The 22,923-nt window shown below is 70.3% G+C and carries 20 protein-coding genes; 15 read left to right on the forward strand and 5 right to left on the reverse strand.

The genetic code is table 11. The annotated features are described in order from the left end of the window. Positions 1–27: 27 nt before the first annotated feature. The 3 genes from ABT009_RS36165 to ABT009_RS36175 are packed head-to-tail and all read right to left on the reverse strand — an operon-like array spanning position 28 to position 2,721. Positions 28–453: a nuclear transport factor 2 family protein gene (locus ABT009_RS36165; protein WP_351304999.1), complete on the reverse strand. Its 426-nt coding sequence runs from the start codon at positions 451–453 to the stop codon at positions 28–30. Beyond that, entirely contained in the window at positions 450–1,412 is a 963-nt protein-coding gene (locus ABT009_RS36170; protein WP_351305001.1) for a PDR/VanB family oxidoreductase, read from the reverse strand. Before ABT009_RS36170 ends, ABT009_RS36165 begins: the two co-directional genes overlap by 4 nt. Positions 1,413–1,419: 7 nt before the next feature. Continuing rightward, positions 1,420–2,721 carry a Rieske 2Fe-2S domain-containing protein gene (locus ABT009_RS36175; RefSeq protein WP_351305003.1) on the reverse strand — a complete coding sequence of 434 codons (1,302 nt, stop codon included), beginning with the start codon at positions 2,719–2,721 and terminating at the stop codon, positions 1,420–1,422. A 479-nt stretch (positions 2,722–3,200) separates the two neighbouring features. Between ABT009_RS36175 and ABT009_RS36180 the strand changes: the two genes are divergently transcribed. From ABT009_RS36180 to ABT009_RS36235, 12 genes are all read left to right on the forward strand, one after another. After that, the gene (locus ABT009_RS36180) at positions 3,201–4,871 is read left to right on the forward strand and encodes a GMC family oxidoreductase (protein ID WP_351305005.1); all 1,671 of its coding nucleotides are present in this window, start codon (positions 3,201–3,203) and stop codon (positions 4,869–4,871) included. After that, on the forward strand, positions 4,868–5,290 hold the full coding sequence (locus ABT009_RS36185; RefSeq protein ID WP_351305007.1) for a GlcG/HbpS family heme-binding protein: 423 nt from the start codon (positions 4,868–4,870) through the stop codon (positions 5,288–5,290). Before ABT009_RS36180 ends, ABT009_RS36185 begins: the two co-directional genes overlap by 4 nt. A gap of 38 nt (positions 5,291–5,328) precedes the next feature. Continuing rightward, on the forward strand, positions 5,329–6,405 hold the full coding sequence (locus ABT009_RS36190; RefSeq protein WP_351305009.1) for an amidohydrolase family protein: 1,077 nt from the start codon (positions 5,329–5,331) through the stop codon (positions 6,403–6,405). Further along, entirely contained in the window at positions 6,402–6,800 is a 399-nt protein-coding gene (locus ABT009_RS36195; RefSeq protein ID WP_351305011.1) for a metal-sulfur cluster assembly factor, read from the forward strand. The genes ABT009_RS36190 and ABT009_RS36195 overlap by 4 nt, the downstream gene beginning before the upstream one ends. Beyond that, complete coding sequence (locus ABT009_RS36200) at positions 6,790–7,812, forward strand: alpha/beta hydrolase fold domain-containing protein (protein WP_351305013.1); 1,023 nt, start codon at positions 6,790–6,792, stop codon at positions 7,810–7,812. Before ABT009_RS36195 ends, ABT009_RS36200 begins: the two co-directional genes overlap by 11 nt. After that, on the forward strand, positions 7,805–8,251 hold the full coding sequence (locus ABT009_RS36205) for a DoxX family protein (protein WP_351305015.1): 447 nt from the start codon (positions 7,805–7,807) through the stop codon (positions 8,249–8,251). The genes ABT009_RS36200 and ABT009_RS36205 overlap by 8 nt, the downstream gene beginning before the upstream one ends. 12 nt (positions 8,252–8,263) lie before the next feature. Next, on the forward strand, positions 8,264–9,925 hold the full coding sequence (locus ABT009_RS36210; protein ID WP_351305017.1) for an MFS transporter: 1,662 nt from the start codon (positions 8,264–8,266) through the stop codon (positions 9,923–9,925). Positions 9,926–10,291: 366 nt separating this feature from the next. After that, the gene (locus tag ABT009_RS36215; RefSeq protein WP_351305019.1) at positions 10,292–11,176 is read left to right on the forward strand and encodes an FAD binding domain-containing protein; all 885 of its coding nucleotides are present in this window, start codon (positions 10,292–10,294) and stop codon (positions 11,174–11,176) included. Further along, complete coding sequence (locus tag ABT009_RS36220) at positions 11,173–11,700, forward strand: (2Fe-2S)-binding protein (protein ID WP_351305021.1); 528 nt, start codon at positions 11,173–11,175, stop codon at positions 11,698–11,700. Before ABT009_RS36215 ends, ABT009_RS36220 begins: the two co-directional genes overlap by 4 nt. Further along, a complete protein-coding gene (locus ABT009_RS36225; RefSeq protein WP_351305023.1) occupies positions 11,700–14,129 on the forward strand; it encodes a xanthine dehydrogenase family protein molybdopterin-binding subunit in 2,430 nt (809 codons plus the stop codon). Before ABT009_RS36220 ends, ABT009_RS36225 begins: the two co-directional genes overlap by 1 nt. A 52-nt stretch (positions 14,130–14,181) precedes the next feature. Beyond that, the gene (locus ABT009_RS36230) at positions 14,182–14,754 is read left to right on the forward strand and encodes an IS607 family transposase (protein WP_351305025.1); all 573 of its coding nucleotides are present in this window, start codon (positions 14,182–14,184) and stop codon (positions 14,752–14,754) included. Further along, entirely contained in the window at positions 14,751–16,394 is a 1,644-nt protein-coding gene (locus tag ABT009_RS36235; protein ID WP_351305027.1) for an IS200/IS605 family accessory protein TnpB-related protein, read from the forward strand. Before ABT009_RS36230 ends, ABT009_RS36235 begins: the two co-directional genes overlap by 4 nt. A 165-nt stretch (positions 16,395–16,559) precedes the next feature. Here the strand turns inward: ABT009_RS36235 and ABT009_RS36240 are convergent, their stop codons facing one another. Next, positions 16,560–19,364 carry a SpoIIE family protein phosphatase gene (locus ABT009_RS36240; RefSeq protein ID WP_351305029.1) on the reverse strand — a complete coding sequence of 935 codons (2,805 nt, stop codon included), beginning with the start codon at positions 19,362–19,364 and terminating at the stop codon, positions 16,560–16,562. A 523-nt stretch (positions 19,365–19,887) separates the two neighbouring features. Then, positions 19,888–20,472 (reverse strand): helix-turn-helix domain-containing protein, encoded by a 585-nt coding sequence (locus ABT009_RS36245; protein WP_351305031.1) that lies wholly within the window; start codon positions 20,470–20,472, stop codon positions 19,888–19,890. Positions 20,473–20,590: 118 nt separating this feature from the next. Between ABT009_RS36245 and ABT009_RS36250 the strand changes: the two genes are divergently transcribed. The 3 genes from ABT009_RS36250 to ABT009_RS36260 are packed head-to-tail and all read left to right on the forward strand — an operon-like array spanning position 20,591 to position 22,871. After that, complete coding sequence (locus ABT009_RS36250; protein WP_351305033.1) at positions 20,591–21,427, forward strand: EamA family transporter; 837 nt, start codon at positions 20,591–20,593, stop codon at positions 21,425–21,427. 47 nt (positions 21,428–21,474) lie between these two features. Then, a complete protein-coding gene (locus ABT009_RS36255; protein ID WP_351305035.1) occupies positions 21,475–22,122 on the forward strand; it encodes an FMN-binding negative transcriptional regulator in 648 nt (215 codons plus the stop codon). 41 nt (positions 22,123–22,163) lie between these two features. Then, positions 22,164–22,871: a B3/B4 domain-containing protein gene (locus ABT009_RS36260; RefSeq protein WP_351305037.1), complete on the forward strand. Its 708-nt coding sequence runs from the start codon at positions 22,164–22,166 to the stop codon at positions 22,869–22,871. Positions 22,872–22,923 lie beyond the last annotated feature (52 nt).

The following is a 22,923-nucleotide window of genomic DNA, read 5'->3' on the forward strand; positions in this document are numbered from 1 at the left end:
CGGCCACCCACCGGGAACCTGGTCGGCTCAGCCCGGCGGAAGCCGCCGGGCCATCTGCAAGTGCGCCAGCTGCCAGCCGCCCGATTCGCCCGCCACCCAGACCCGGCTGACAGCGGCCTGGATGACGAAGGGCGTCAGCTCGGGCACGAAGGCGACGCGCATCTCCTGCAGGCAACTGACCACGGCCATGGTGCCGAACCGCTGAACGGTCACGTCGTAGGTGTCCACCTGGCTGGTCCGGCCCAGGCGTGCCGCGTACCGCAGCCAGTCGTCCACACCGTGGATATGACCCACCGCCGAGTGCACGACCACGCAGTCGGGATGCATCAGGGCACGAAGGCTCTGCTCCGGGTCAGGGAGCGTCTGTGCGGCGAGCCAGGCGGCCTCGGCCTCCTCGACCGTGGCCGGGGCGGGCGCGGGGCGGACGGTCGCCGCCGTCGATGAGGTGGTCATAGTTCCAGCTCCAGGATCGGGGACCTCGACCGCGACGAGCACGGGGTGAACAGGCCCTCCGCGCGCTCGTCGTCGGTCAGGACGTCGTCTCGGTGATCGGGCTCGCCCGCGCGTACCCGTACGATGCACTCGCCGCAGATGCCCTGCCCACACGAGTAGGGGGCCTCGATGCCGTTCGCCAGCAGGACGTCGAGGACGCTCTGGTCCTCGGGGACGAGGTACTCCGCTCCCGTCGAGGACAGACGCACCGTGAATCCGCCCTCCCCTCCCCCGTCGGGCTCGGCGGCGGGCGTCGAGGCGCTGAAGCGCTCCTTGTGCAGGGCGGAGGCGGGCCATCCCAGCTCGGCGGCCCGCCCCAGCGCGTAGTCCATGAACCCACCGGGACCGCAGACGTAGACCGCGGTGTCGGGGACGGGGTTGCCCAGGTCGCGCGCCAGGTCGAGGAGTTGCTCCGGGGCCTGGTCGTCGAAGTGGAGGGTGACCCGTGGATGGTTCTCCAGCTCGGGGACGAAGGCCGCGTCGGTCCGGCTGCGGGCGCAGTAGTGCAGGTGGTAGTCGCCGCCGGCGGCGTCGAGTGTCTGTGCCATCGACAGCAGCGGGGTGATGCCGATGCCTCCCGCGAGGAGCAGGTGCCGGCGCGCGGGCGTCAGACCGAAGCGGTTCCTCGGCGCGGCGATCCGGAGCGTGTCGCCCTCGGCGAGGGCGTGCATGGCTCGTGAACCGCCTCGCGACACGGGCTCGTTGAGCACCGCGAGCCGGTACTGCTTGCGGACGCCCGGAGGTCCGCACAGGGAGTACTGCCGGACCAGTCCCGCCTCGCCGATCTGTACGTCGATGTGGGCGCCGGCCTCGTACTCCCACAGCTCGCCGCCGTCGGCCCGGGCGAGGTCGAAGACCGCGATTCTCGGCGTGGCGTCGTACCGGGCCACGACGACCGCGTCCGTCCAGGTGGTGCTCACGCCTCGGTCACGCCCCTGCCGCCGTGGGCGCGGCCGCCGGGCTCAGGGCGTCGTCCCCTGGCTCCGGCCGGGTGGAGAGGCCGGCTTCCACGCGGCGGACCGGGTCGCCGGGCGCGCCGACACCGAGCGGGGTCCGGCCGGCCTCGACGTCGTCCAGCATCGTCCGCAGCATGCGGCGGAGCATGACGACCCCGCGGTCGGACGGGGCCAGGGTCTCCTCCGAGTGCTGGGTGATATCGCCCTGGGAGCGCTGGGCCTCGTAGTCGCCGGGGAAGCGCTGACGCTCCTCCTCGCTCAGCTGCCAGCCGTCCTTGCCGTTCTGCTTGATGCCGAAGGTGAAGGACTCGGCCCGGCTCGGGTCGGCGGAACGGATGGAGAAGACCAGCCGGTGGTGCGTGTCGTCGGCGGGGACCACCCAGATCAGCATGTCGTTGCGGACGTCAGGGGTCGACCTGATGAAGTCGGGCAGGGCGACGATGTTCGGCAGCATGCACTCCACCGACCAGTCCAGGTCCACGAGCGCACCATCGGCACCTTTGGTGTCCTGGTAGCGCCAGATGTACCTCACGCCGTGGTCGGTCCGGTGGAAGGTGGTGCGCTCCGCGGCGGTGCTGGGGTCGTAGTAGCTCTCAGGGAAGCCAGTCGTCCCGGTGCCCTGGAACTGATACCCGCTGTGGTTGGAGTGGAGCCACGCCGCATGCACGGGGTCGACGGCGTTCTCGAAGAGCTGGAGCCAGTTGTAGTCCTGCTCCAGGCCGATGACCTCGGCGCCAGGCACCATCCAGCTGGTGTAGTAGCTTTCGCCCTCCTCGAGGGGCTCCAGGCTGTCGAAGCGCGGCAGCGGGGGCTTGAGCTCGGGTAGGCCCATGTAGACGAAGACCAGGCCGTACCGCTCCTCCACCGGGTACCAGGGCTGACGTGCCAGGTTGCGGCGGCGGCCGCCGTCGAGTTCACAGGCCTGCTCCAGGCAGTGGCCCTGCACATCGAACTTCCAGCCGTGGTAGCAGCAGCGGATGCCGTCCTCCTCGATTCGGCCGTAGAAGAGGCTGCTGCCGCGGTGCGCGCACCGCTCGAAGACGACACCGGGGCGGCCCTGACCGTCCCGGAAGACGATCAGGTCCTCGCCCAGGAGGCGGGCGCGGTGCGGAACGTCGCTGGTCAGCGCGGCGGAGCTGGCGATCGGCTGCCAGTAGCGACGCAGTGCCTCGCCCATCGGTGTGCCAGGGCCGACCTCGGTCAGGCGGGCGTCGTGAGAGGAGGGCTTGCGGCCGTAGCCGGTTCCCGTGTCGGTCACGGTCGTGTCGGTCATGCTGAACCATCTCCTCGGCGTTGAGGCAGCGGGGACGCGTGAATAAGGGCCACTGGGGGTTCGGACGGCTGCGGCGAGCCCGCGATCGAGGCTCCTTCGCGCTCCCGTCCTGCGTGGTCGCACGAGCGTGCGGCAGTCCTTCCTCGACGGCTCGGGCGCGTGCCGCGACGGCTCGGGCGGATGCGGCAGGCGATGCAGCCCACGTGGCGCTTCTGCCGTTTGTACGGCTCTGATGAAAAACTGTCAATGGCTCTGGCCTGCATTGATGAATTACTTGCAGACGTCTATCGCATCGCCGAGCGCCCTGTTACGTTGTGCCTCGCCGAGGCGACGAGCCGCTCGCGGACTCCCCTGCCGCCTCGCGATCACACCTGAGAACGCGCCGCGCGAGCGACTGCCTTTCCATGCCTCCCCCGCACCCCGCCTCCACCGCGCGTTCACCCAAGGCCGAAGGAGACGATGATGTCTGGACCTTCCACATGAGCGCCGGGCACGGCGCCGAGCACGACTACGTCGTCGTCGGCGCGGGTACCGCCGGCTGCGTCCTCGCCGCACGCCTGTCCGCCGACCCCGAAACACGCGTGCTGCTGATCGAGGCCGGCCCGCCCGCGGATCGCAACCTGCTCGTGCAGCTGCCCCTCGGGGTCGGGCTGCTGTCAGGACGCAAAGAGATCAGCTGGGGATACGAGTCGGAACCCGAGCCGGGCCTGAACGACAGACGTATCCCCATCCCGCGTGGCCGACTGGTCGGCGGCACCGGGTCGATCAACGGCTCGACCCATGTCCGCGCACACCGCCTCGACTACGACGACTGGGTCAAGACCGGTGCGACCGGGTGGGGTTGGGACGACCTGCTGCCCTACTTCCGCCGCACGGAGAACAGCTGGCGCGGGGACACCGAGCACCACGGCGGGTACGGACCAGTCAACGTCTCGACCTCCGTCCGAAGGAGCCCTTTCGGCCGGCGTCTGGACAGCGCCGCCCGATCGCTGGGCATGGAGTTCCCCGACGACACACAGAGCGGTGACCCCACCGGCGGCGGCCAGAACGAGACCGCCATCCGTCGCGGCCGACGCCACAGCACCGCGGCCGCCTACCTGCGCCCCGCGCTGCGGCGACGGCCCAATCTCACCCTGCTCACCGGGGTCTTGGTGGACACGCTCGTGCTGGAGCAGGGACGCGCGAGGGGCGTCTGTGTCGTCGAAGGCGGACGGAGCCGGGTGATCCGAGCGGCCCGCGAGGTCGTGCTCTGCGCCGGAACCTACAACTCGCCGCAGCTGCTGATGCGTTCGGGCATCGGACCGGCGGATCACCTGCGCGAGCACGGCATCGACACGATCGTGGACCTTCCCGGAGTCGGCGCCAACCTGCAGGAGCACCCGGCGGCGCCCGTGCTGTTCGACGTCAAGGATCCGGTGACCTTCCACGAGCACCTGCGCGCCGACCGGCTGGTGCTGGGCGCGGTCCGCTGGCTCGTCACCGGCAGCGGTCCCCTGGCCGGGATGCCCGAGTTCCTGTCCGCGTACATCCGTACCCGCGACGACCTGGACCGTCCCGACGGGTTCCTCGGCATCCTGGGCGGCGGTTTCGGCGCCCGGCCGTGGTTCCCCGGCATCCGGCCGCTGAAGGACCGCCACTGCGTGGCCCTCAACGCCGTCGCGACCCCCCGCAGCCGCGGCGAGGTCCGGCTGGGCTCCGCCGACCCGACATCCCCTCCGCGGATCACGTTCAACCTCCTCACCGAGCCGGAGGACGTTGCCGCCCTGCGCGAGACCGTACGCACCACACTGGCCATCCTGCGCAGTCCCGAGGTCGCCCCGATGATCGGGGCGGAACTCGCACCGGGCCCCGACCTGCGCACCGACCAGGACTTCGAGCGCTATCTGCGGGAGACCGGCTACTCCGCCAACCACGCCTGCGGCACCTGCGCCATCGGCACCTCCGAGGCCGCCGTCGTCGACCCCGACCTGCGGGTGCACGGCATCGACGGGCTGCGCGTCGTCGACGCGTCGGTGCTGCCGAGCGTGCCCGGCGCGAACATCAACGCCACCGTCATCGCCGTCGCCGAGAAGGCGTCGGACCTGATCCGCGGGGTCCCGGCTGCCTCCGGCGCCACCGTCACCCCGCTCCGTGAGAGGACCTCAGGATGAGGGAGCCCCTGACCTACGCCATCGCGTACGGGGCGGCCGAGGCCGCGCTGGAGGCGGCCCGGGCCGAGGGCGCGCGTATCTGCGTCGTGGTCGTCAACCGCAGCGGCGTCACCAAGGTGCTGCTCAGCGACGACGGGGTCGGCCCCATCGGGATCGAGACCGCGCGCCGCAAGGCCTACACCGCCGCCGTCACCGGCATGCCGACCTCGAACTTCGCCGCTTTCGCCGCGTCCCCCGCCATGGCGGTCGCGCCCGTGCACCTCGTCGACGCCCACCTCCTCCCGGTGCCGGGCGGTGTGCCCATCACCGTGGACGACGGCGAGGTCATCGGTGCCGTCGGCGTCGGCGGAGCCGACGCCGAGACCGACGAACGACTCGCCTCCCGCGCCCTGGAAGGGCTGAAGGACCTGCTCGCCTGAGCGCCCGCACCACCCGTGACACCCAAAGGAGAACGACCGTGATCGAGGACTTCCTCGTCGTCGAGGGCGTGGCCCACAACTACAACTTCCGGCCCGAGAACTGCGTCAACCCGCATGTCGGGGCGGCCATCGGCGAGCACCTGTACAACCTGCACAAGCGGGTCAGCGGCCCCGAATACACCCTCGAACGCTCCACCTACATGCAGGGGGCCGGCGCGGACATCATCGGCCGGGCCCTGCTCGCGGAGAGCCAGACCGACGTGATCGCCTACCACGAGACCCCTATCTACGGCCACTTCCGCGACGGGGGCTCGGCGCTGAGCTTCGGGCTGGAGATGCGCGAGAAGTGGCCGGAGCGCGTGCTGATCTACGGCGCGGTGTCCCCGCTGCGCCCCGGAGCGCTGGACCGCGTGGACGAGCTGGTGGAGAAGCACCGGGTCAACGCTCTCAAGCTCTATCCGATCGACGTCGTCGAGGGCCGGGCGACCGCGCTGGACATGGGTGACCCGGAGATCTGCTTCCCGGTGTTCGAGCGGGCCCGGCAGCATGGTCTGAAGGTCGTGGCCATCCACAAGGCCCTCCCGGTCGGCCCCGGCCCGACCTCCGCACTCGGGATGGCCGACGTCGAGGCCGCCGCGCTGGCCTTCCCCGACCTCACTTTCGAGGTCGTCCACGGCGGCATGGCCTTCGTCGAGGAGACGGCCCTGCAGCTCGAGTCCTTCCGTAACGTCGTGGTCAATCTGGAGGCGACGTCGTTCCTGGCGGTCTACGCACCTCGCCGCTTCGCACAGGCGATGGGTGCCTTCCTGCAGGCCGGTGCCGCCAAGCGGATCATCTGGGCGACCGGCTGCGACGCGGTCCACCCCCGGCCGGCGATCGAGGCGTTCTGGAACTTCGAGATGCCCCGTGACCTGGTCGAGGAGTACGGGCTGCCCGAGCTCACCAAGGAGGTGAAGGCCGACATCCTCGGTCGCAACTTCCTGCAGATGCACGGCATCGACGAGAAGGAACTCCGCGAGCGCATCCGCGGCGACGAGTTCGACACCAACGAACTCCAGGAGCCCTGGGGCGGGCGGGTCGCCCCGGTCGACGACGCGCTGGCCGGTGCCCGATGAGGGTCACGGAAGCCCAGGTCCGCGCGGCGCTCAACGAGATCCTCGATCCGTGCAGCATCACTGCGGGAGTCCCCGCCGGGCTCGACGACATGGGACTCGTCAGTGACATTCACGTACAGGACGATGGCGCAGGCGGACAGCGCGTCGCGGTCAGCGTCGGCGTGACCGAGCCGAGCTGCGTGCTCATCGGCTCTTTCGCGAACGAGGCGCAAGCCCGGCTCACGGCTCTGCCCGGTGTGTCCGCGGTGGACGTGCGGCTGGCGGACGACTTCGACTGGACCCCGGACAGGCTCGCACCGCACTACCGGCAACGGCTCGCCGAACACCGCGCACTGAAGCACCGTACCCTGCCCCTCCTGGCCGTGACCGCGACGGGACGAGCCGGTGACCAGTGAGACCTCACAGCAACCGGACGCCTTGGACCTCACGGTGGTGCTGGCGAACAACACCGCCGTCATGGGGCGTTTCATGGAAGGGCTCAGCCGGGCGCCGCGTCCTCCCGAGAGGGTCGACCCGGCTCCCGTCCGGGTGGTGCGCGACATCGTCGTCGGCACGCCGTCCGACGCCGAGGGCCGTACGGAGCTACGGATGGACCTGTACCTGCCGCGGTCCGCGCCGGCCCCCACCCCGGTGATCGTGTGGCTCGCGGGAGGCGGCTGGCGCATGCAACGGCGAGGATACGGACCGCAGTTGGCCCGGCTCTTCGCCGAACGCGGATACGCCATGGCGGACATCGAGTACCGGTCCTCCGAGGTCTCCGTCTGGCCGGCCCAACTGCACGACGTCCTCGCCGCGTTGCGCCACCTGCGCGACATCGCGGACACCCACGGCCTGGACCCGGCGTCGATCGGGCTGTGGGGCAGCTCCGCGGGCGCGCACCTGGCGCTGCTCACGGCCTTCGCATCCGACGCCGACGGCTCCCCCTCGGCGCCCGGCGTACGAGCCGTGGTGGCGGGCTATCCACCGACGGATCTGCTGTGTCTCAACGACGACGCCCTGCCCGGTGGAGTGCTGGGCGTGGATCACTCCGATCCGGCGTGGGGGCTGCTGGGCGGACGCCCGTCGGACCGGGCCGCCACGGCCGTCGAGGCCAGTCCGGCCCGGCAGGCCCACCCGCGTGTTCCGCCCGTACTCCTGCTGCACGGAGACGCCGACCTCCTCATCGGACCGGCCCAGAGCCGTCGGCTCCACGACGCCCTGAGCGCCGTGGGCGCCGAATCCCATCTGCTGCTGGTCCACGGCGCCGATCACGGCTTCCTCAACACCGGCGACTGGGAACTGCACCCCATGACGGCCACCGTGCTGTCCTCCCGCACCCCGGACGCCGAACGTTCCGTGCTGCTGACCCCCGCGCTGATCGAGCGCTTCTTCGACCGCCACTTGCGAACGGATCCATGGAATGCCTGAAATACCACCGCGCTACGACGACGTGGGCCGCGCCCTCTCCCGTCTGGCGCTGGCCGCCGTCTTCGTCTCCGGAGGCCGCCACGTCTGGCGGCATCCCGACGGGCCCGCGCAGGGGGCGGGGGACTTCCTGAAGCGGTGCCGCCGTGCGGTGCCGCTCCTGGACCGGTTCACGGACCGCCAACTGGTACGCGTCAACGCGGCCGTGCACTTGACCGCCGGAGCAGCACTCGCGGCCGGCATCGCGCCCGCGGCCTGCTCCGCGGCACTCGCCGGCTCACTGGTGCCCACGACCCTCGCCGCCTTCCCCTTCTGGACCCAGTCGGAGGGCCCGCAACGCGCCCGCCAGCAGGGCGACTTCCTCAAGAACCTAGCCCTGGCCGGTGGCCTGCTCGCGGTCGCCGTGGGCGATGGGCGGCCCTCCCGGCGCGCTCCCAGGTAGGCGGTCGTCAGCGTGACCAACGTCCCCGCACCGGACGCGCCGGGCACCCCGCCCGGCGCCCCGGCAGAACAAGAGGCGGGCACGGCATCCGCCGGCCTGGCGGCGCACCCAGTCGCCGGCCCACCGCCTCGCAGGACGCGCGGCGTGCTGCTGGTGATGTGCGGCTCCGTGATGTGCGTCCAGTCGCTCGTCGCCGCCATCAACCTCGCGATACCCAAGCTGTCGGCGAGCAGCCTGCACCCATCGCCCACCCAGCTGCTGTGGATCGTCGACTCCTACGTCATCGTCTTCGCCGCGCTGCTGGTCCCCGCCGGGGCGTTGGGGGACCGGCTCGGCCGCAAGGGCGCCCTCCTGAGCGGTCTCGGGCTGTTCGCCGCCGGCGGCGCCGTGTCGGCGCTCGCCCCGAGTGTGGCCCTGCTGCTCACAGGGCGGGCGCTGTCCGGGGCCGGCGCGGCGCTGCTCATGCCGGCTTCCATGTCCCTGCTGCTGCACGGCCTTCCGGCCGGGCGGCGGGCCACCGCCGTGGCGATCTGGGGCGCCTCGCAGCCGGTGGGTGGCGTCCTGGGCAACGCGGGTGGGGCGTTGATCCTGCAGTACCTGCCCTGGCGCGCCCTCTTCTGGGTGTACGTACCGATCGCAGTCGTCCTGCTGGTCTGCGCGGCGTACGTCGCGCCGCGGCCCGCCCGAACCCCGGCCGCACTCGATGCTCCGGGCTCGGCGCTGCTGGTCACGGGCTGCGTCGCCCTGCTGTTCGGCATCATCGAGGGCCCGGCGCGCGGCTGGACGTCGGTGGCCGTCCTGGCCGCTTTCGGAACGGCCGTCGTGGTGCTGACCGGCTTCGTCCTGGTCGAGATGCGCACCGAGCAGCCCGTCCTGGACCCCCGCCTCTTCCGCGTGCGTCCGGTGCGTTCGGGAACCGTGGGCGTGGCCGCCGTCTTCTTCGGCATGTTCGCCCTCTTCTACGTCCACGCCCAGTTCCTCCAGTACGCCAAAGGCTTCTCCCCACTACAGGCGGGATTCGGCGGGCTGCCCCTCGCGGCCGGAATCGTCATGGCGACCCGGATCGGCCTGCGCTGGACCGACCGCTGGGGTGACCGGCGGACCGTGTGCACCGGGCTGCTGCTCGTCGGTACCGGACTGCTTCTGCTGTCCACGGCGACCGTAACCACGCCCTTCTCCCTGATCACCGCGTACACGCTTGTCACGGCGCTCGGCAACGGCCTGGCGCTTCCGGCGCTCTCGCACGCCGTCGTCTCCGGTCTCCCCCCGCATCGGGTGGGCGTCGGGTCAGGACTCAACAGCGCGGCCCGGGAGTTCGGCAGCGCGCTGGGCGTCGCCGTCGTCGGCACGGCCATCGCGACCGGTTTCTCCGCCCGCCTCCCAACGTCGATCACGGCCGCCGGAACGACACCGGCCGAGGCGTTCACCGCCGCCGCGCGGACGGGAGCCCAAGCCCGGACAGTCGTCGCGGAGGCGTTCGCCCACGCCGTCGCCGTCGGCTACCGCGTCTGTGCGGGCGTTCTGCTGATGCTCACCGTCCTGGTGATCGCGGGCATGCGCCGCACCCGGGCCGCCGACCGGGCCGACCCGGCTCGCCCTGTGCCGTCACCTGGCCGGGACGCCGGGAACACCCCAACCACCACCATGCCGCCCCCAGGAGGAACCTCCCCATGACCACTCACCTGGCATGCGCACCCTCATCACCCACATCTTCGTCGAGGGCGACAGCCTGCTGGACTCCGACAAACGCGGGGCTCACCGGTGAACCAGCTCTGACCTGAGCCGGACGGCCCCACCTGCACATGCTCAGCCGCGTCGGCCGTCGGCCGGACGGCGACCGGCGGGACCCAGGCCCGCGAGGCGTTCCGAGACACTTCGTCGTCACTGCGCCGGGTGTGGTGCACTGGGGGGAGAACGGCAACGACACCGAGCCGGTGCGGTATTCGCGCGACGCGACCTCGGGGTAACCGTCCGTATCCCACTTCGGCTCCGAGCCCTGTCACCTGCTCCTTCCCCAGGAGCCGCAACGAAGGACAGGCGATGAAGCCGCCTCCATTCACGTACTGTGATCCCGAATCCGTCGATGAGGCCGTCGCGCTCAAGGCCGAGTACGGCATCGACTCCCTCGTCCTCGCGGGAGGACAGAGCCTTCTCCCCCTGCTCAACATGCGGCTTGTCAGGCCGGAGGCACTGATCGACATCAACAAGATCGGTGACCTGCAGAAGATCGAGCGCCGGTCCGACGTCCTGGAGGTCGGCGCCGGGGTCCGGCAGTACGAGCTGGAGGACCACCCGCTGGTCGGCGAACTGGTCCCGCTGCTGCCGGAGGCTGCCGGCTACATCGGCCACATCGAGACCCGCCACCGCGGCACGGTCTGCGGCAGCCTCGCGCACGCCGACCCCGCCGCCGAACTGCCGTGCACGGCGGTGACGCTCGACGCGACGGTGGTCGCGCAAGGGCCGTCGGGCATCCGCACCATCGAGGCCCAGCACTTCTTCCAGGGCCGGATGGCCACGACCCTGGAGCCCGAGGAGGTCCTCGTCGCCGTCCGCTACCCGGTGACGCCGCAGGCCGCGGGCCACGGCTTCGTGGAGGTGGCCCGGCGTGTGGGCGACCTCGCGCTCGCCGGCGCCGCCGCGGTGGTGAACCTCGACGGGGACGGGCGCTTCACCTCCGTCTCCGTCGGCGTCGCGGGCATCTCCGACACGCCGGTCCGCGCCTCCACGGTGGAGAGCGCACTGATCGGTGAGGCCCCGACCGAGGAGAACATCACCAGGGCGGCCAAGGAGATCGTGCCCTCGGTGACCTCGGGGGACGACATCCACGCCACACGCGCCTACCGCCGGCACCTCGCCACCGTTGTGGTGCGGCGCGCGATCACCGCGGCCGTGGCGCGCGCCCACGAGAGGAGCGACGGGAAGTGACGACCTCAACCGCCGCCAAGTACGGCACCGTCCGCCGGGCCGTGACCGTGCGCGTCAACGGGCGGAACATGACCCGCGAGGTGTCGACGCGCACCACGCTCGCCGACTTCCTGCGCGACGAACTCGACCTGGTCAGCGTGCATCTGGGATGCGAGCACGGAGAGTGCGGATGCTGCACCGTCCTCTTCGACGGCCACTCCGTGCGCTCCTGCCTGATGCTGGCCGTCCAGGCGGACGGGCACGCGGTCGAGACCGTCGAGAGCCTGTCCGTCAACCAGGCGGAGCTGCACCCCATTCAGGAGGCCTTCGCCGAGGAGCAGGGGCTGCAGTGCGGCTTCTGCACGCCCGCGATGGTGCTGCGTACCAAGGAGATCATCGAGACCGGTCGTGAGATGACCGATGCCGAGGTGCGCCACGAGATCTCCGGGATCCTGTGCCGCTGCACCGGCTACCAGAACATCGTCAACGCGGTACAGTCCGCCGGCACCAAGCTCCGCGGCCGCACCGCGGGAGGTCGTGACTGATGACCTACACGTACATCGGCAAGGAACGCAGGCGGATCGAGGACCCTCGGCTGCTGGTCGGCCGCGGCGGGTACATCGCCGACCTCAGGCTGCCGGGCATGCTGCACGCCGCGATCCTGCGCAGCCCCGTACCGCACGCGTGGATCAGGTCCATCGACGCCACCGAGGCACTGAAGTTGCCGGGAGTCGTCGCCGTGCTCACCGGCGAGGACTGCAAGGCGAAAATGAACCCCTGCATGAGCTTCGGCCCGGCCACCATCACGCAGTACCCGATCGCCGTGGACAAGGTCCGTTACGTCGGCGAGGCCGTCGCGGCCGTCGTCGCGGAGAGCAGGTACCTCGCCGAGGACGGCGTGGACCTGCTGGAGGTCGACTACGAGGCGCTCCCGCCGGTCGCCGATCCCATGACGGCCATGGAGCCCGATTCCGCGCTGCTGCACCAGGAGCACGGCAGCAACATCGGGTACGAGCGGACCTTCGAGTTCGGCGATGTGAACGCCGCCTTCGCCGGGGCCGACCTGATCGTCGAGGACACCCTGCAGTGGGGCCGCTCGGCCGGAATGCCGATGGAGACCACGGGCGCTGTGGCCCAGCCCGGCTTCAACGGCGTACTGGAGATCTACTGCAACTCGCTCAACTTCAGCTACTTCGTCTTCCTGATCGCGGCCACACTGAGACTTCCGTCGAACAAACTGACGATGAAGCCGGTTCCGGCGGGCGGCAGCTTCGGCAGCAAGCTCGCCGCGCACAAGGTGCCCGCCCTCGCCGGCTTCCTGGCCCTGCAGGTGGGTCGCCCGGTGTCGTACCTCGAGGACCGGTTCGACCACCTGATGAACTCCGACCACCACGGGTGCGACCGCATCTACCAGGCTCGCATGGGTTTTCGCGCCGACGGCACGATCGTCGGTCTCGACATCGACGTCGTCGACGACTACGGCGCCTACATGCAGTTCGGCATCGGCCACCACGGCAACGCCTTCTCCCAGGTCGTCGGCCCGTACCGGTTCCGGGACGTGAAGTACCGCCTGCGGGCCGTGGTCACCAACAAGTGCCAGCAGGGCGCCTACCGCGGCTTCGGCTCCGAGGTGCACAACTGGGTGCTGGAACGGCTGGTCGACAAGGGGGCAGCCCGGCTCGAGCTCACCCCGGAGGAGATCCGCCGCCGCAACTTCATCCAGCCCGACCAGTTCCCGTACAAGATCCCCGGCGGCAACCTCTACGACAGCGGTGACTACCCCGCCGTACTGGACAAGGCACTGTCGATGATCGACCTGGACAGGTGGCGCGCCGAACAGAAACGGCTGCGGGAGGAGGAGGGCCGCTACATCGGCATCGGCCTGGCCACGACCCAGGAGCGCAGCGTCTTCAGCGCCACCGAGTTCTGGTTTCTGATGGAGAAGCCCACCTTTCCCCTCACCTCCAGCCCTGAGAGCGCGACGGTGACGATCGACCCCACCGGGCAGTTCCAGCTCCTGCTGCACTGCCAGTCGATGTGGGGCAACAGCCCGGAGACGGTGGGCGCCACCGTGCTGGCCGAGGAGTTCGGGATCCCGCCGGAGAGCGTCAATGTCCGGTACGCCGACTCGGCCCACGCGCTTCCTGGCACCGGCCCGGGCGGCAGCCGTTACACCGCCATGGTGGCCGGTGCGATCCGGGGCGCGTCGCGCAAGCTCCAGAAGAAGCTCATCCACATCGCCGCGCACAGCCTCGAAGTGGCCCCGGAGGACCTCGAACTCGTCGACGCGCGCGTGCAGGTCAGGGGGGCTCCGGAGACGGGCCTGACCGTCGCCGAGCTGGCGGGCACCGCCTACTTCTTCGCGCTCAGCCTGCCCGAGGGCATCACGAGCGGACTGGAGGAGTCCTACACCTACGACCACCCGTACACGACGCTTCCGGCACCGGACGGCTCGGACCTCGGCGTCTTCTACCCGATCATGGGCCATGCCTGCCACATCGCGGTCCTGGAGGTCGACCCCGACACCGGGATCCCCTCCTTCCTCGACTACGTGGCCGTACACGACGCCGGGACGATCGTGAACCCCAGGAGCCTGGGCGGTCACGTCACCGGCGGCGCCACACAGGGCATCGGGACCACGCTCTACGAGGAGCTGGCCTACGACGAGGACGGGCAGTTCAAGTCCTCCACACTCAGGGAGTACCTGATCCCCACCGCCAGCGAGGCCCCGGCGTTCCGCATCGGACACGTCCAGACGCCCTCGCCGTTCACCGAGTACGGCATCAAGGGCGGCGGCGAGGGCGGCCGCATGGTGGCTCCGGCGGCCGTGTCGGCGGCCATCGACGACGCTCTACGGGAGTACGGGATGCGGGTTCGCCGACTGCCGGTCAAGCCCGCGACGATCGTGGCGACGGTGCAGGCGGGGCGCGCCGCGGAGGGGCGCAAACTGCACAAACTGCACTCGATCGAGTGATATCTGAGTGATCGTGAGTGCTCATGAGTGAGTGCCCTCTACGGTCTGGAATGTGAATCTGACCGAGTGGGCGAAGGCTCAGGGTGTCCATCCGCAGACCGCGCGCCGTTGGTTCCGTGAAGGAACGCTGCCGGTGCCCGCGGTGCGGGTGGGGCCGCGCACGATCCTGGTGAACATCGAGGCCAACCAGGCCGTCGATGTCGTCGGTGGCGTGGGCCTGTACGCCCGGGTCTCCTCCCACGATCAAAAGACAGACCTGGAGCGGCAGAGGGCCCGTCTCGTGGAGTGGGCGGCGAAGGCCGGGCGGCGTGTCGTCCGCGTGGAATGCGAGGTCGCTTCGGGTATGAACGGCGCGCGGGCGAAGCTCCGCCGCCTGCTGGCCGATCCGGCCGTGATGACGGTCGTCGTCGAGCACAAGGACCGCCTCGGGCGGATGAACGTCGAGCTCGTCGAGGCCGCATTGGCGGCCCATGGCCGCCGCCTGGTCGTCCTGGACGAGGGCGAGGTCGGGGACGACCTGGTCCGCGACATGACCGAGGTCCTCACCTCGTTCTGCGCCCGCCTGTACGGTCGCCGCTCGGCGAGGAACCGCGCGCGCAGAGCGCTTGAGGCGGCCGCGAAATGAACAAGGCCAGGAAGCCGCTCCGCCCGGTCCGGGATCCGTTCGTGGTCCAGGAGGCGACGGGTGTGGCCATCCGTGACCGTCTGAAGGACCTCACCCCCCAGGACGAGAAGGTCCTCCGCCTGATGGGGGCCCACCTCGGTTCTCTCGCGGCCGCTGACCTCGCCCGGTACTCGCGGGCCGACTTCGAGCGCACCAATCGCTCCTGGGCAGCCCGCAAGCAGGACCTGACCGGGCAGTCGTCGTCGCGGTGGGCGGGTTCCCTCACAAAGGGCACGCACGATCAGTACGCACTCGCCCGGCGCGGCCAGTTCGCGTACCGCGACAAGCTCGCCGACGGCATCCGGATGCTCATGCACCGCCTGTCTCTCCCGGTCGGCGAGAAGGGTGCGACGGGCAAGCCGGGCGGGTACCGGTCGAAGAACGAGTGGTTTTGCAAGTCCCGCCGCCTCCACATCCTCAAGGCCCGTCTCGCGGCCGTGGAGGAGGACATCGCGACGGGCCGCGTGCACGTCGTGCGCGGCGGGAAGAGGCTCGCGAACAACCGGCACAACCTGACCACCGCCCAGCTCACCGAGACCGGATGGCGCGAACGCTGGGAAGCCGCCCGCTGGTTCCTCAGCGCGGACGGGGAGTCCGGGAAGCGGTTTGGGAACGAGACGATCCGCGTCGCCTTGGACGGCGAAGTCTCGATCAAGCTGCCCAAGCCGCTGGAGTATCTGGCCAACGCGCCGCGCGGCCGGTACGTCCTGTCCGCCCGCGTCACATTCCGGCACCGGGGCGAGGAATGGGCCGACCGCACCGCCCACAACCGTGCGGTCGCGTACGCGATCCACCTCGACGTACTCAAGGGCCGCTGGTATCTGACCGCCTCCTGGAAGCGGCCCGCTGTCCAGGCGGTCCCCCTTCAGGCCGCGCGCGCCGATGGGCTCATTGGCGTGGACACGAACGCCGACCACTTCGCCGCATACCGTCTCGACAAACACGGCAACCCCGTCGGCGACCCCCAGCGGTTCACCTACGACCTCACCGGCTCGGCGGACCACCGCGACGCGCAGCTCCGGCACGCACTCAGCCGACTCCTGCGCTGGGCCACCCGGATCGGCGTCACCGCGATCGCCATCGAGGATCTGGACTTCTGTGACGGGAAGACCCGCGAGAAATTCGGCCGCAACAAGCGCTTCCGGCAGCTCATCCACGGCATCCCCACCGGCAAGGTCAGGGCCCGGCTGGTGAACATGGCCGCCGAGCATGGCCTGGCCCTGGTCGCCGTCGACCCGGCGTACACCTCCAAGTGGGGCGCAGCGCACTGGAAGGCGCCCCTGACCAGCAGCAAGCGTGTGATGACCCGCCACGACGCGGCGGGCATCGCGATCGGAAGGCGCGCCCTCGGGCACCCGATCCGGCGACGGACGAAACCGCCCCGCACCCACCAGAGCGATGGTGGCGGGCATCGGAACGTCCAGGCCGATCGTGGTACCCGGGGGCGTGAGGGACTCCGCCGGACACGGAACGGAGCCAGCCCCCAGAGGGCGGCGACCGGCCGTGCGGTCACAGCGGAAAACCAGCGTGCCCAACACCGTTCGGGGCACGCGGCTGAGCATGGGGCCTGGCAACAGGACTCACTCCCGCTCAGTCTTTAGGAACGGTAGGGCTGCTGCCCGCCACCCCCGCGCTCTGCGCCCACCCCCCGGACACAGCGCAGCGCCGCCGATCGCTCGCCGCATCAGGCGAATGCCGACACGCGCGGCAACCCGGCCGGCCCGCCGCAGGCGGAGGGATCTGCCGGCCCGCAGCAGGCGAGGGGATCAATGGGCGAGCGGAAGCTCCTGCTCGGTCCAGATGCATTTGCCCTCGGCGAGATGGCGAGTGCCCCAACGCTTGGAGAGAGCGGCCACCAGGTGCAGGCCCCGGCCGCCTTCGTCGGTGTACGCGGCGCGCCGGATGCGAGGGCTGGTGAGGCTGCCGTCATAGACCTCACAGATCAGCGACCGGCTGCGCAGCAGGCGCAGGCGTATGGGGCCGCTGGCATGCCGGATCACGTTGCCGACCAACTCGCTCACCAGCAGCTCGGTGGTCATGGCGAGCTCGTCCAGACCCCAGACGGCCAGCTGGCTGCGGACGTACTCCCTGGCCTGGCCGGCTGCCCGCGGGTCGTCCGGAAGGCTGCACGAGGCAACGCTGTCGACAGGTGTGCCCCGAGTGTGGGCCACGAGGAGGACCGCGTCGTCGTTGGTCTGCTCACGGTCGGGCAGCAAAGCCGAGACGATGACGTCGCACAGGTCATGGAGCCGCCTGGTGTCACTGTGCTGGGTGCCGGTCGGGAAGCATGAGGTCCGGGCCACGGCCCAGGTCAGCGTCTGCCTGAGCTGAGCCAATCCTTGGTCGATGTCCCGGGTTGCGGATTCGATGAGGCCGTCCGTGCAGAACACGAGAAGGCTCTCCTCCGGCAGGCGCAGCTCGTGGGTCTCGAAGGGAGGTTCGGCGGCGCCCAGCGGCGGGTCGCCGGCCAGCTCTGGGCAGTGGACCGTCCCATCGGGAAGGACGATGGCAGGCGGGAGATGACCGGCCGAGGAGAGCGAGCAGGTACGGGTGACGGGGTCGAACACGGCGTACAAGCAGGTGGCGTACTTGTCGTCGCCCAGGTCGGAGACGAGTTCGTTGAGGTGGAAGAGCAGCTCATCCGGACTCAGTTCGAGGTCGGCAAGGGTGCGGACCGCCGTGCGCAGCTGTCCCATGATGGCGGCTTCGGCGATGCCGTGCCCCATGACGTCGCCGATCACGATGGCGACCCGATCGCCCGACAGCGGGATCAGGTCGTACCAGTCGCCGCCCACCTCTTCGCCCTTGCCGGCGGGCATGTAGCGAGCGGCGGCGGAGACGGCCGGCAGGGAGGGCAGTGTCCTGGGGAGCAGGCCGCGCTGGAGTTCCCGGGCGCGGGTGTGCTCCGCGTCGTACAGCCGGGCCCGCTCCAGCGCCTGTGCGATCAGCCCGCTCAGCGCTATTAGCAGAGTGCGCTCCTGCTCGCTGAACGAGCGCGGCCGAGAGAAGGAGACGATGCAGCAACCGATCGCGTGCCCGGAGGCGATGAGAGGAAGGAACGCCCATGCGTTCTTGGCCGAGGCGGCCACAAAGCTCTCAAACCGCGGATAGAGCCGGAGGTACTCGGCGGTGGATTCGAGGAATCTGGGAGTGCGAGTGCGGAGCGTGTCGGTGACCGCCATGTGGGTCGTGCGCGAGACCCCGTCGATCTGGCGCAGGAACTCCTCTGTGTATCCGACGGATCCGACCACACGCAGCCAGCCACCCTCAAGCGCGTGGACCAACAGCCCGTCGGCGCCGAAGGGCGGCAGGACATGCTGTGCGACGGCCTTGGCCACGTCGCTCGATGTGACGGCTTCGGCCAGCGCCGCGGTCAGTTCGCTCATCCGGGCGGTCCGCTCGGCCGCGATCCGATCGACGGCCAATCGCTCGGCTGCCCCTGGCCGCTCGTCGGTGACGTCGGCGAAGTAGATCGTCAGCCCGCCGCCCGGCAAGGGGACCAGCCGGACATGGTGGACGCGCTGATCGGTCGGCCGGTGTACGTCGAAACTGATCGGCTTCCTCTCGGCGGACGCGCGTCGGCACTGGGCTTCGAGACCGGGGGCGCCTCCTGCGGGAACGTCCCAGAGAGTGCTGCCCAGCAGCGTCCGGCCGGAGCCCAGGAGACGCTCGGCCTCCTTGTTGACGAAGGTGATCCGCCAGTCGTCGGCGACCGTCAGGAATCCATCGCCCATATCACGGAGGGTGGCGACGACCGGACCGCTCGCGACTTGTGTGTGCGTCGGGCCCCACAGCGTACCGACCATACGTGCGGAGGTGCCGTCCTCACCTGGCACGATGTGGCCGAGCGCCCGCACCCACCCGAATGTGCCGTCACTGTGGTGCACTCGGTATTCGGTGTCGTACGCCGTCCCACTGTCGAACGCCTCGCGGATGTCGGCCGTGAATGCCGGCAGATCCTCGATGCCCGAGAGATACCAGCTGAGGTCCGCGCTCTCATCGAACACTTGAGGCGTCTCACCGGACATGTCGATGAGCGGTTGGGTGAGCGTTACGGAACCGGCCACGGCGTCGTATTCCCAATGCCTGATCACAAGCACGCGGGGCACCTGCCCGCCGGGCACATCGCTCGTGGGTGGCTCGCTGGGCGGCGACCCGACGTCCGACGGCGTGCTGGGACATCGTTCCAGGTGCCCGACCGCCCACGCCGCCACCGAGCCGAAAGAGGACCGCTGGGCGGGATCGGGCTCGTCGGGGCCTGCCGTGAGCACGGACAGCACACCGATTCGCCCGCGGGTACCGAGCAGGGGCACCGCCGCGGTGCCGGCGGCCCCGATCCCCATGCTGTCCTCGGCCACCCAGACGAAGGCACCGGTGCGCATGGCGCGTGCCGGGGCCACGTCCTCGTCCTCGTGGAGATTCGCCCATGCTTCGGCGATCTCCGGGGCGAGCCCGCTGGCTGCTACCAGACGCAACCGTCCAGAATCGGGGTCATGCCAGTGCACGAAGCCCCCGAGGCCGCCAAGGTCATCGGTCGCCTGCTGAAGTGCCACGTTCAGTGTCTCGGCCATCGACAGCCCCTGGTTGGCTGCAAACAATCGGGGCCGCGTCTCCTCCAGCCGCCCGATGCGGCTCCCGGGCCTCGCGTTCCCAGCCGCCACCTCGTCTCCTGAAAGGTCGCGTTCAAGCCCCGGTCGTGCAATGACCCATCATCGGATACCCGCACGGCACTGCCGTCGTACGCATGGGAGATTCTCGTTTCGGCAGTACTGACACTGTATCCCTGACATGCCCGGGCGCGATCAGAAGGGACGAGCGGACGATTCACGGAGTCTGCGTCGGACTGACGACCGGCCTGTCCCGGAGCGATGCGGGAGGCACGGCACCCGGCTTTGGCGCGCCCGGTGTGAGCATCGCCGTGATCAGTCGGCTGTTCGTCGCTCCGTCGGCCCGTTGCCATGGGCGTGCGCACGGCAGAGGGCGCCGCCAAGCGCTACCTCAGCCGCAGCAGGCCGACTTGGTCCGGGGTACCGACTCGCTGGCCGACCTGTTCATTCAGCTCGTACTGAAGATCAACATAGGCGGAGGCACAGGTCAGGTTGTGGAGCCGGGGCCTGGCGGCAGGTGGACTGTCATGATCAGGTGGCAGGTTTCCGTGCCGGAGCCGCGGTAGGTGTGGGGCGCGTCGCCGTCGAAGGTGGCGGTCTGTCCTGCTTCGACGGCGTGCTCGGTGCCGTCGACAAGCAGGGTCATCCGGCCGGAGGTGACGCTGACGGTTTCGACGACTCCCGCCTGGTGGGGGTGGCTGGGATATTCCTCGCCCGGTTCCAGTTTCCAGCGCCAGACCTCGACCGGGGCCGGGCCCGAGGTCGTCAGCATGAGGCGGGCCTCGCTGCCCTGCGTTCCGGTCCACAGTGGCGCGAGGGTGTCGGCGGTCACGACGCGGACGCGACCTTCGGCCGGGCCCTCCATCAGGGCGGACACCGAGATGCCCAGGGTGTCGGCCAGCCGGACCAGGGTGGCGAAATTCGGGTTGCCCTGGGCCTTCTCCAGTCCCACCAAGGCGCCCTTGCTGACCTGGGCGCGCCGGCTGAGTTCATCGAGGGACAGGCCCGCGCGGTTGCGGGCCGTCCTGACGTTGTGCGCGAGCGTCCGCAGGGCTGCCTCTGTCTCGGCCATCCGATCACCGTCCTCGCGAGTGGACCACTGGAATGCACCGTCCGGTCGTTTGATTGACATAGGACGGTCGATCCGTTGTACGGTTTAGTCGTTCCATTGCAATACTAAGGGATGTGCCGTGATCGCTCTGCTGCTGGCCCTGGGCAGCTCACTCGCCTACGGGTGCGCCGATTTCCTCGGAGGGCTTGGCGCCCGTAAGGCTCATGTGCTGCGTACCGTGATGATCGCGGCGCCGGCCAGTCTCGCGGTCGAGCTGCTGCTGTGGCCGGTGCTCGGCGCCTCGTTCAGTGCCGGCGCTCTCGGCTGGGGGGCCGCATCCGGGCTGGCCTCGGCCGCAGCGTTCGCCCTGCTCTACCGCACCCTGGCGATCGGCCCGATGAACGTGCTGTCGCCCGTCACCGCGCTGGTGTCCGCCGCGCTACCCGTCGGCGTGGGCCTGCTGCAGGGCGAGCACCTGTCCGCCGCCGGACTGGTGGGCTTGCCGCTCGCGCTGGTGGCGGTGGTGCTGGTCAGCGCCGGACACGACGCCGGGACGGCACGCCCCTCACGCACAGCGCTGCTGCTGGCCTTCGGTGCGGGCGCCGCCATCGCCCTTCAGCTGATCTTCTTGCACCAGGCGCCGTCCGACAGCGGCGTGGCCCCGCTGATCGTGGGCCGGGCGGTCTCCTCGGCCGTCACCCTGGCCGCCGCGGGGGTGATGTACCGCAGGCTGGGCTCCGAGCGGCCCGCATACGCGATGTCGGCAGCCGCGGGTGTGCTGGACTCCGTGGCCAACTTGCTGTTCCTGCTCGCCGCCCGCAGCGGGGACCTCGCCGTCGTCGCCGTGATCACCGCCCTCTACCCGGCCGGCACCGTCCTGCTCGCCCGCAGCGTGCTCGCCGAACGCATCCACCGCGGCCAGCTCGTCGGCCTGGGCACCGCCGCCGTCGCCGTCAGCCTCCTCGCCCTGACCTGAGCAAGCCCCGGCACCCACCACACCACCGCCTACGCAAGGAGACCAGCATGTTCATCCAGCCCTGGGACGCCAGCCTGGACGAAGCGGAATGGCAGACCTGGATCGCCGAAGGCCACGACTTCGGACAGCTCAGCGTCAACGGCCTGCCCGGCCACCCGCCCGTCGCCGTTCCCACACACTTCACCAGCGACGGCAACCACCTCCTGGTCCACCTCGCCCGGCCCAACCCGGTCTGGAAGGCGATCGAGAACGACCCGAACGTCCTCTTCACCGTCTTCGGCGACTACGCCTTCATCCCCGGCCCCTGGCGCGCCAAGGCCGGCACCCTGCCCACCGACGGCGTCCCGACCAGCTACTACACGGCCGTCCAGTTCACCTGCCGCGCCCACATCGTCGACGATCCCGAGGCCAAGGCCGAGCTGCTGCGCCGTCAGCTCGCCCACTTCCAGCCCGACGGCGACCACGCCCCCGTCGCCGTCGACCAGCCGCCCTACGGCCGGATGCTGCCCGGCATCCGCGGCCTGCGCCTGGAGGTCACCGAGGTACGGGCCAAGTTCAAGTACGACGACCACAAGTCCTTCGAGCACCGCACCGCTGTCGCCGACCACCTCACCACACGCGGCCAGGGCCTCGACGTCCCCACCGCACTCCAGCAGCGCCGCCGCCTGGACCGCGTCGGCCCCTGGAAGCCCTGACCACCACCCCAGCCCCGACGCAGGAAACGGAAACACCTCCCATGCCCGCCTTCCGCCTCACCCCCGCCATCACGGACGCCTTCCCCGACACCCTCATCGCCCTGGTCACCGCCACCGGCCTGCGCGGCCGTGAATCCTGGCCCCACACCGCCGTCGCCGTGGAGGAACTGGAGCAACAACTCGCCGACGGCACCTGGCACCCCGCCGACGAGACCGACCCCCGCATCGAGGCGTGGCACACCGCCTACCGCTCCTTCGGCACCAACCCCCGCCGCATCCGCCCCAGCGTCGACGCACTCGGCCGCCGCCTCGCCAAGAAGGGAGCCCTGCCGCGCATCAACCCGGCCGTCGACTCCTACAACGCCGTCTCCGTCCGTCACGGCCTGCCCGCCGGCGCCTTCGATCTGGACAACGTCACCGGCGACGTCGTCATCCGCCACGCGGACGGCACCGAGTCCTTCACTCCGCTCGGCGAACCCGACACCATCGAGAACCCCAAGCCCGGCGAGATCATCTACGCGGACACCACCGGCGTCCTGACCCGCCACTGGAACCACCGCGACGCCCACCGCACCCGCGTCACCGAGGACTCCACACACGTCGCCTTCGTCCTCGAAACCCTCCACGCCACCCGCGACGGCCACCTCCTCAAGACCGCCGCGAACGAGCTGCAGGACCTGCTCAGTTTGCACACCGAGCAGACCACCGTGCACTACCTCAGCCCGGCACAGCCCCAGGCCACCGCCTGAAACTTCGCGGCGGCAACCTGATCGAGCTGACTGTGGTTCGGCGCTGCGGCGT

This window comes from Streptomyces sp. NPDC002896, assembly GCF_040295225.1.
Classification (GTDB): Bacteria; Actinomycetota; Actinomycetes; order Streptomycetales; family Streptomycetaceae; genus Streptomyces.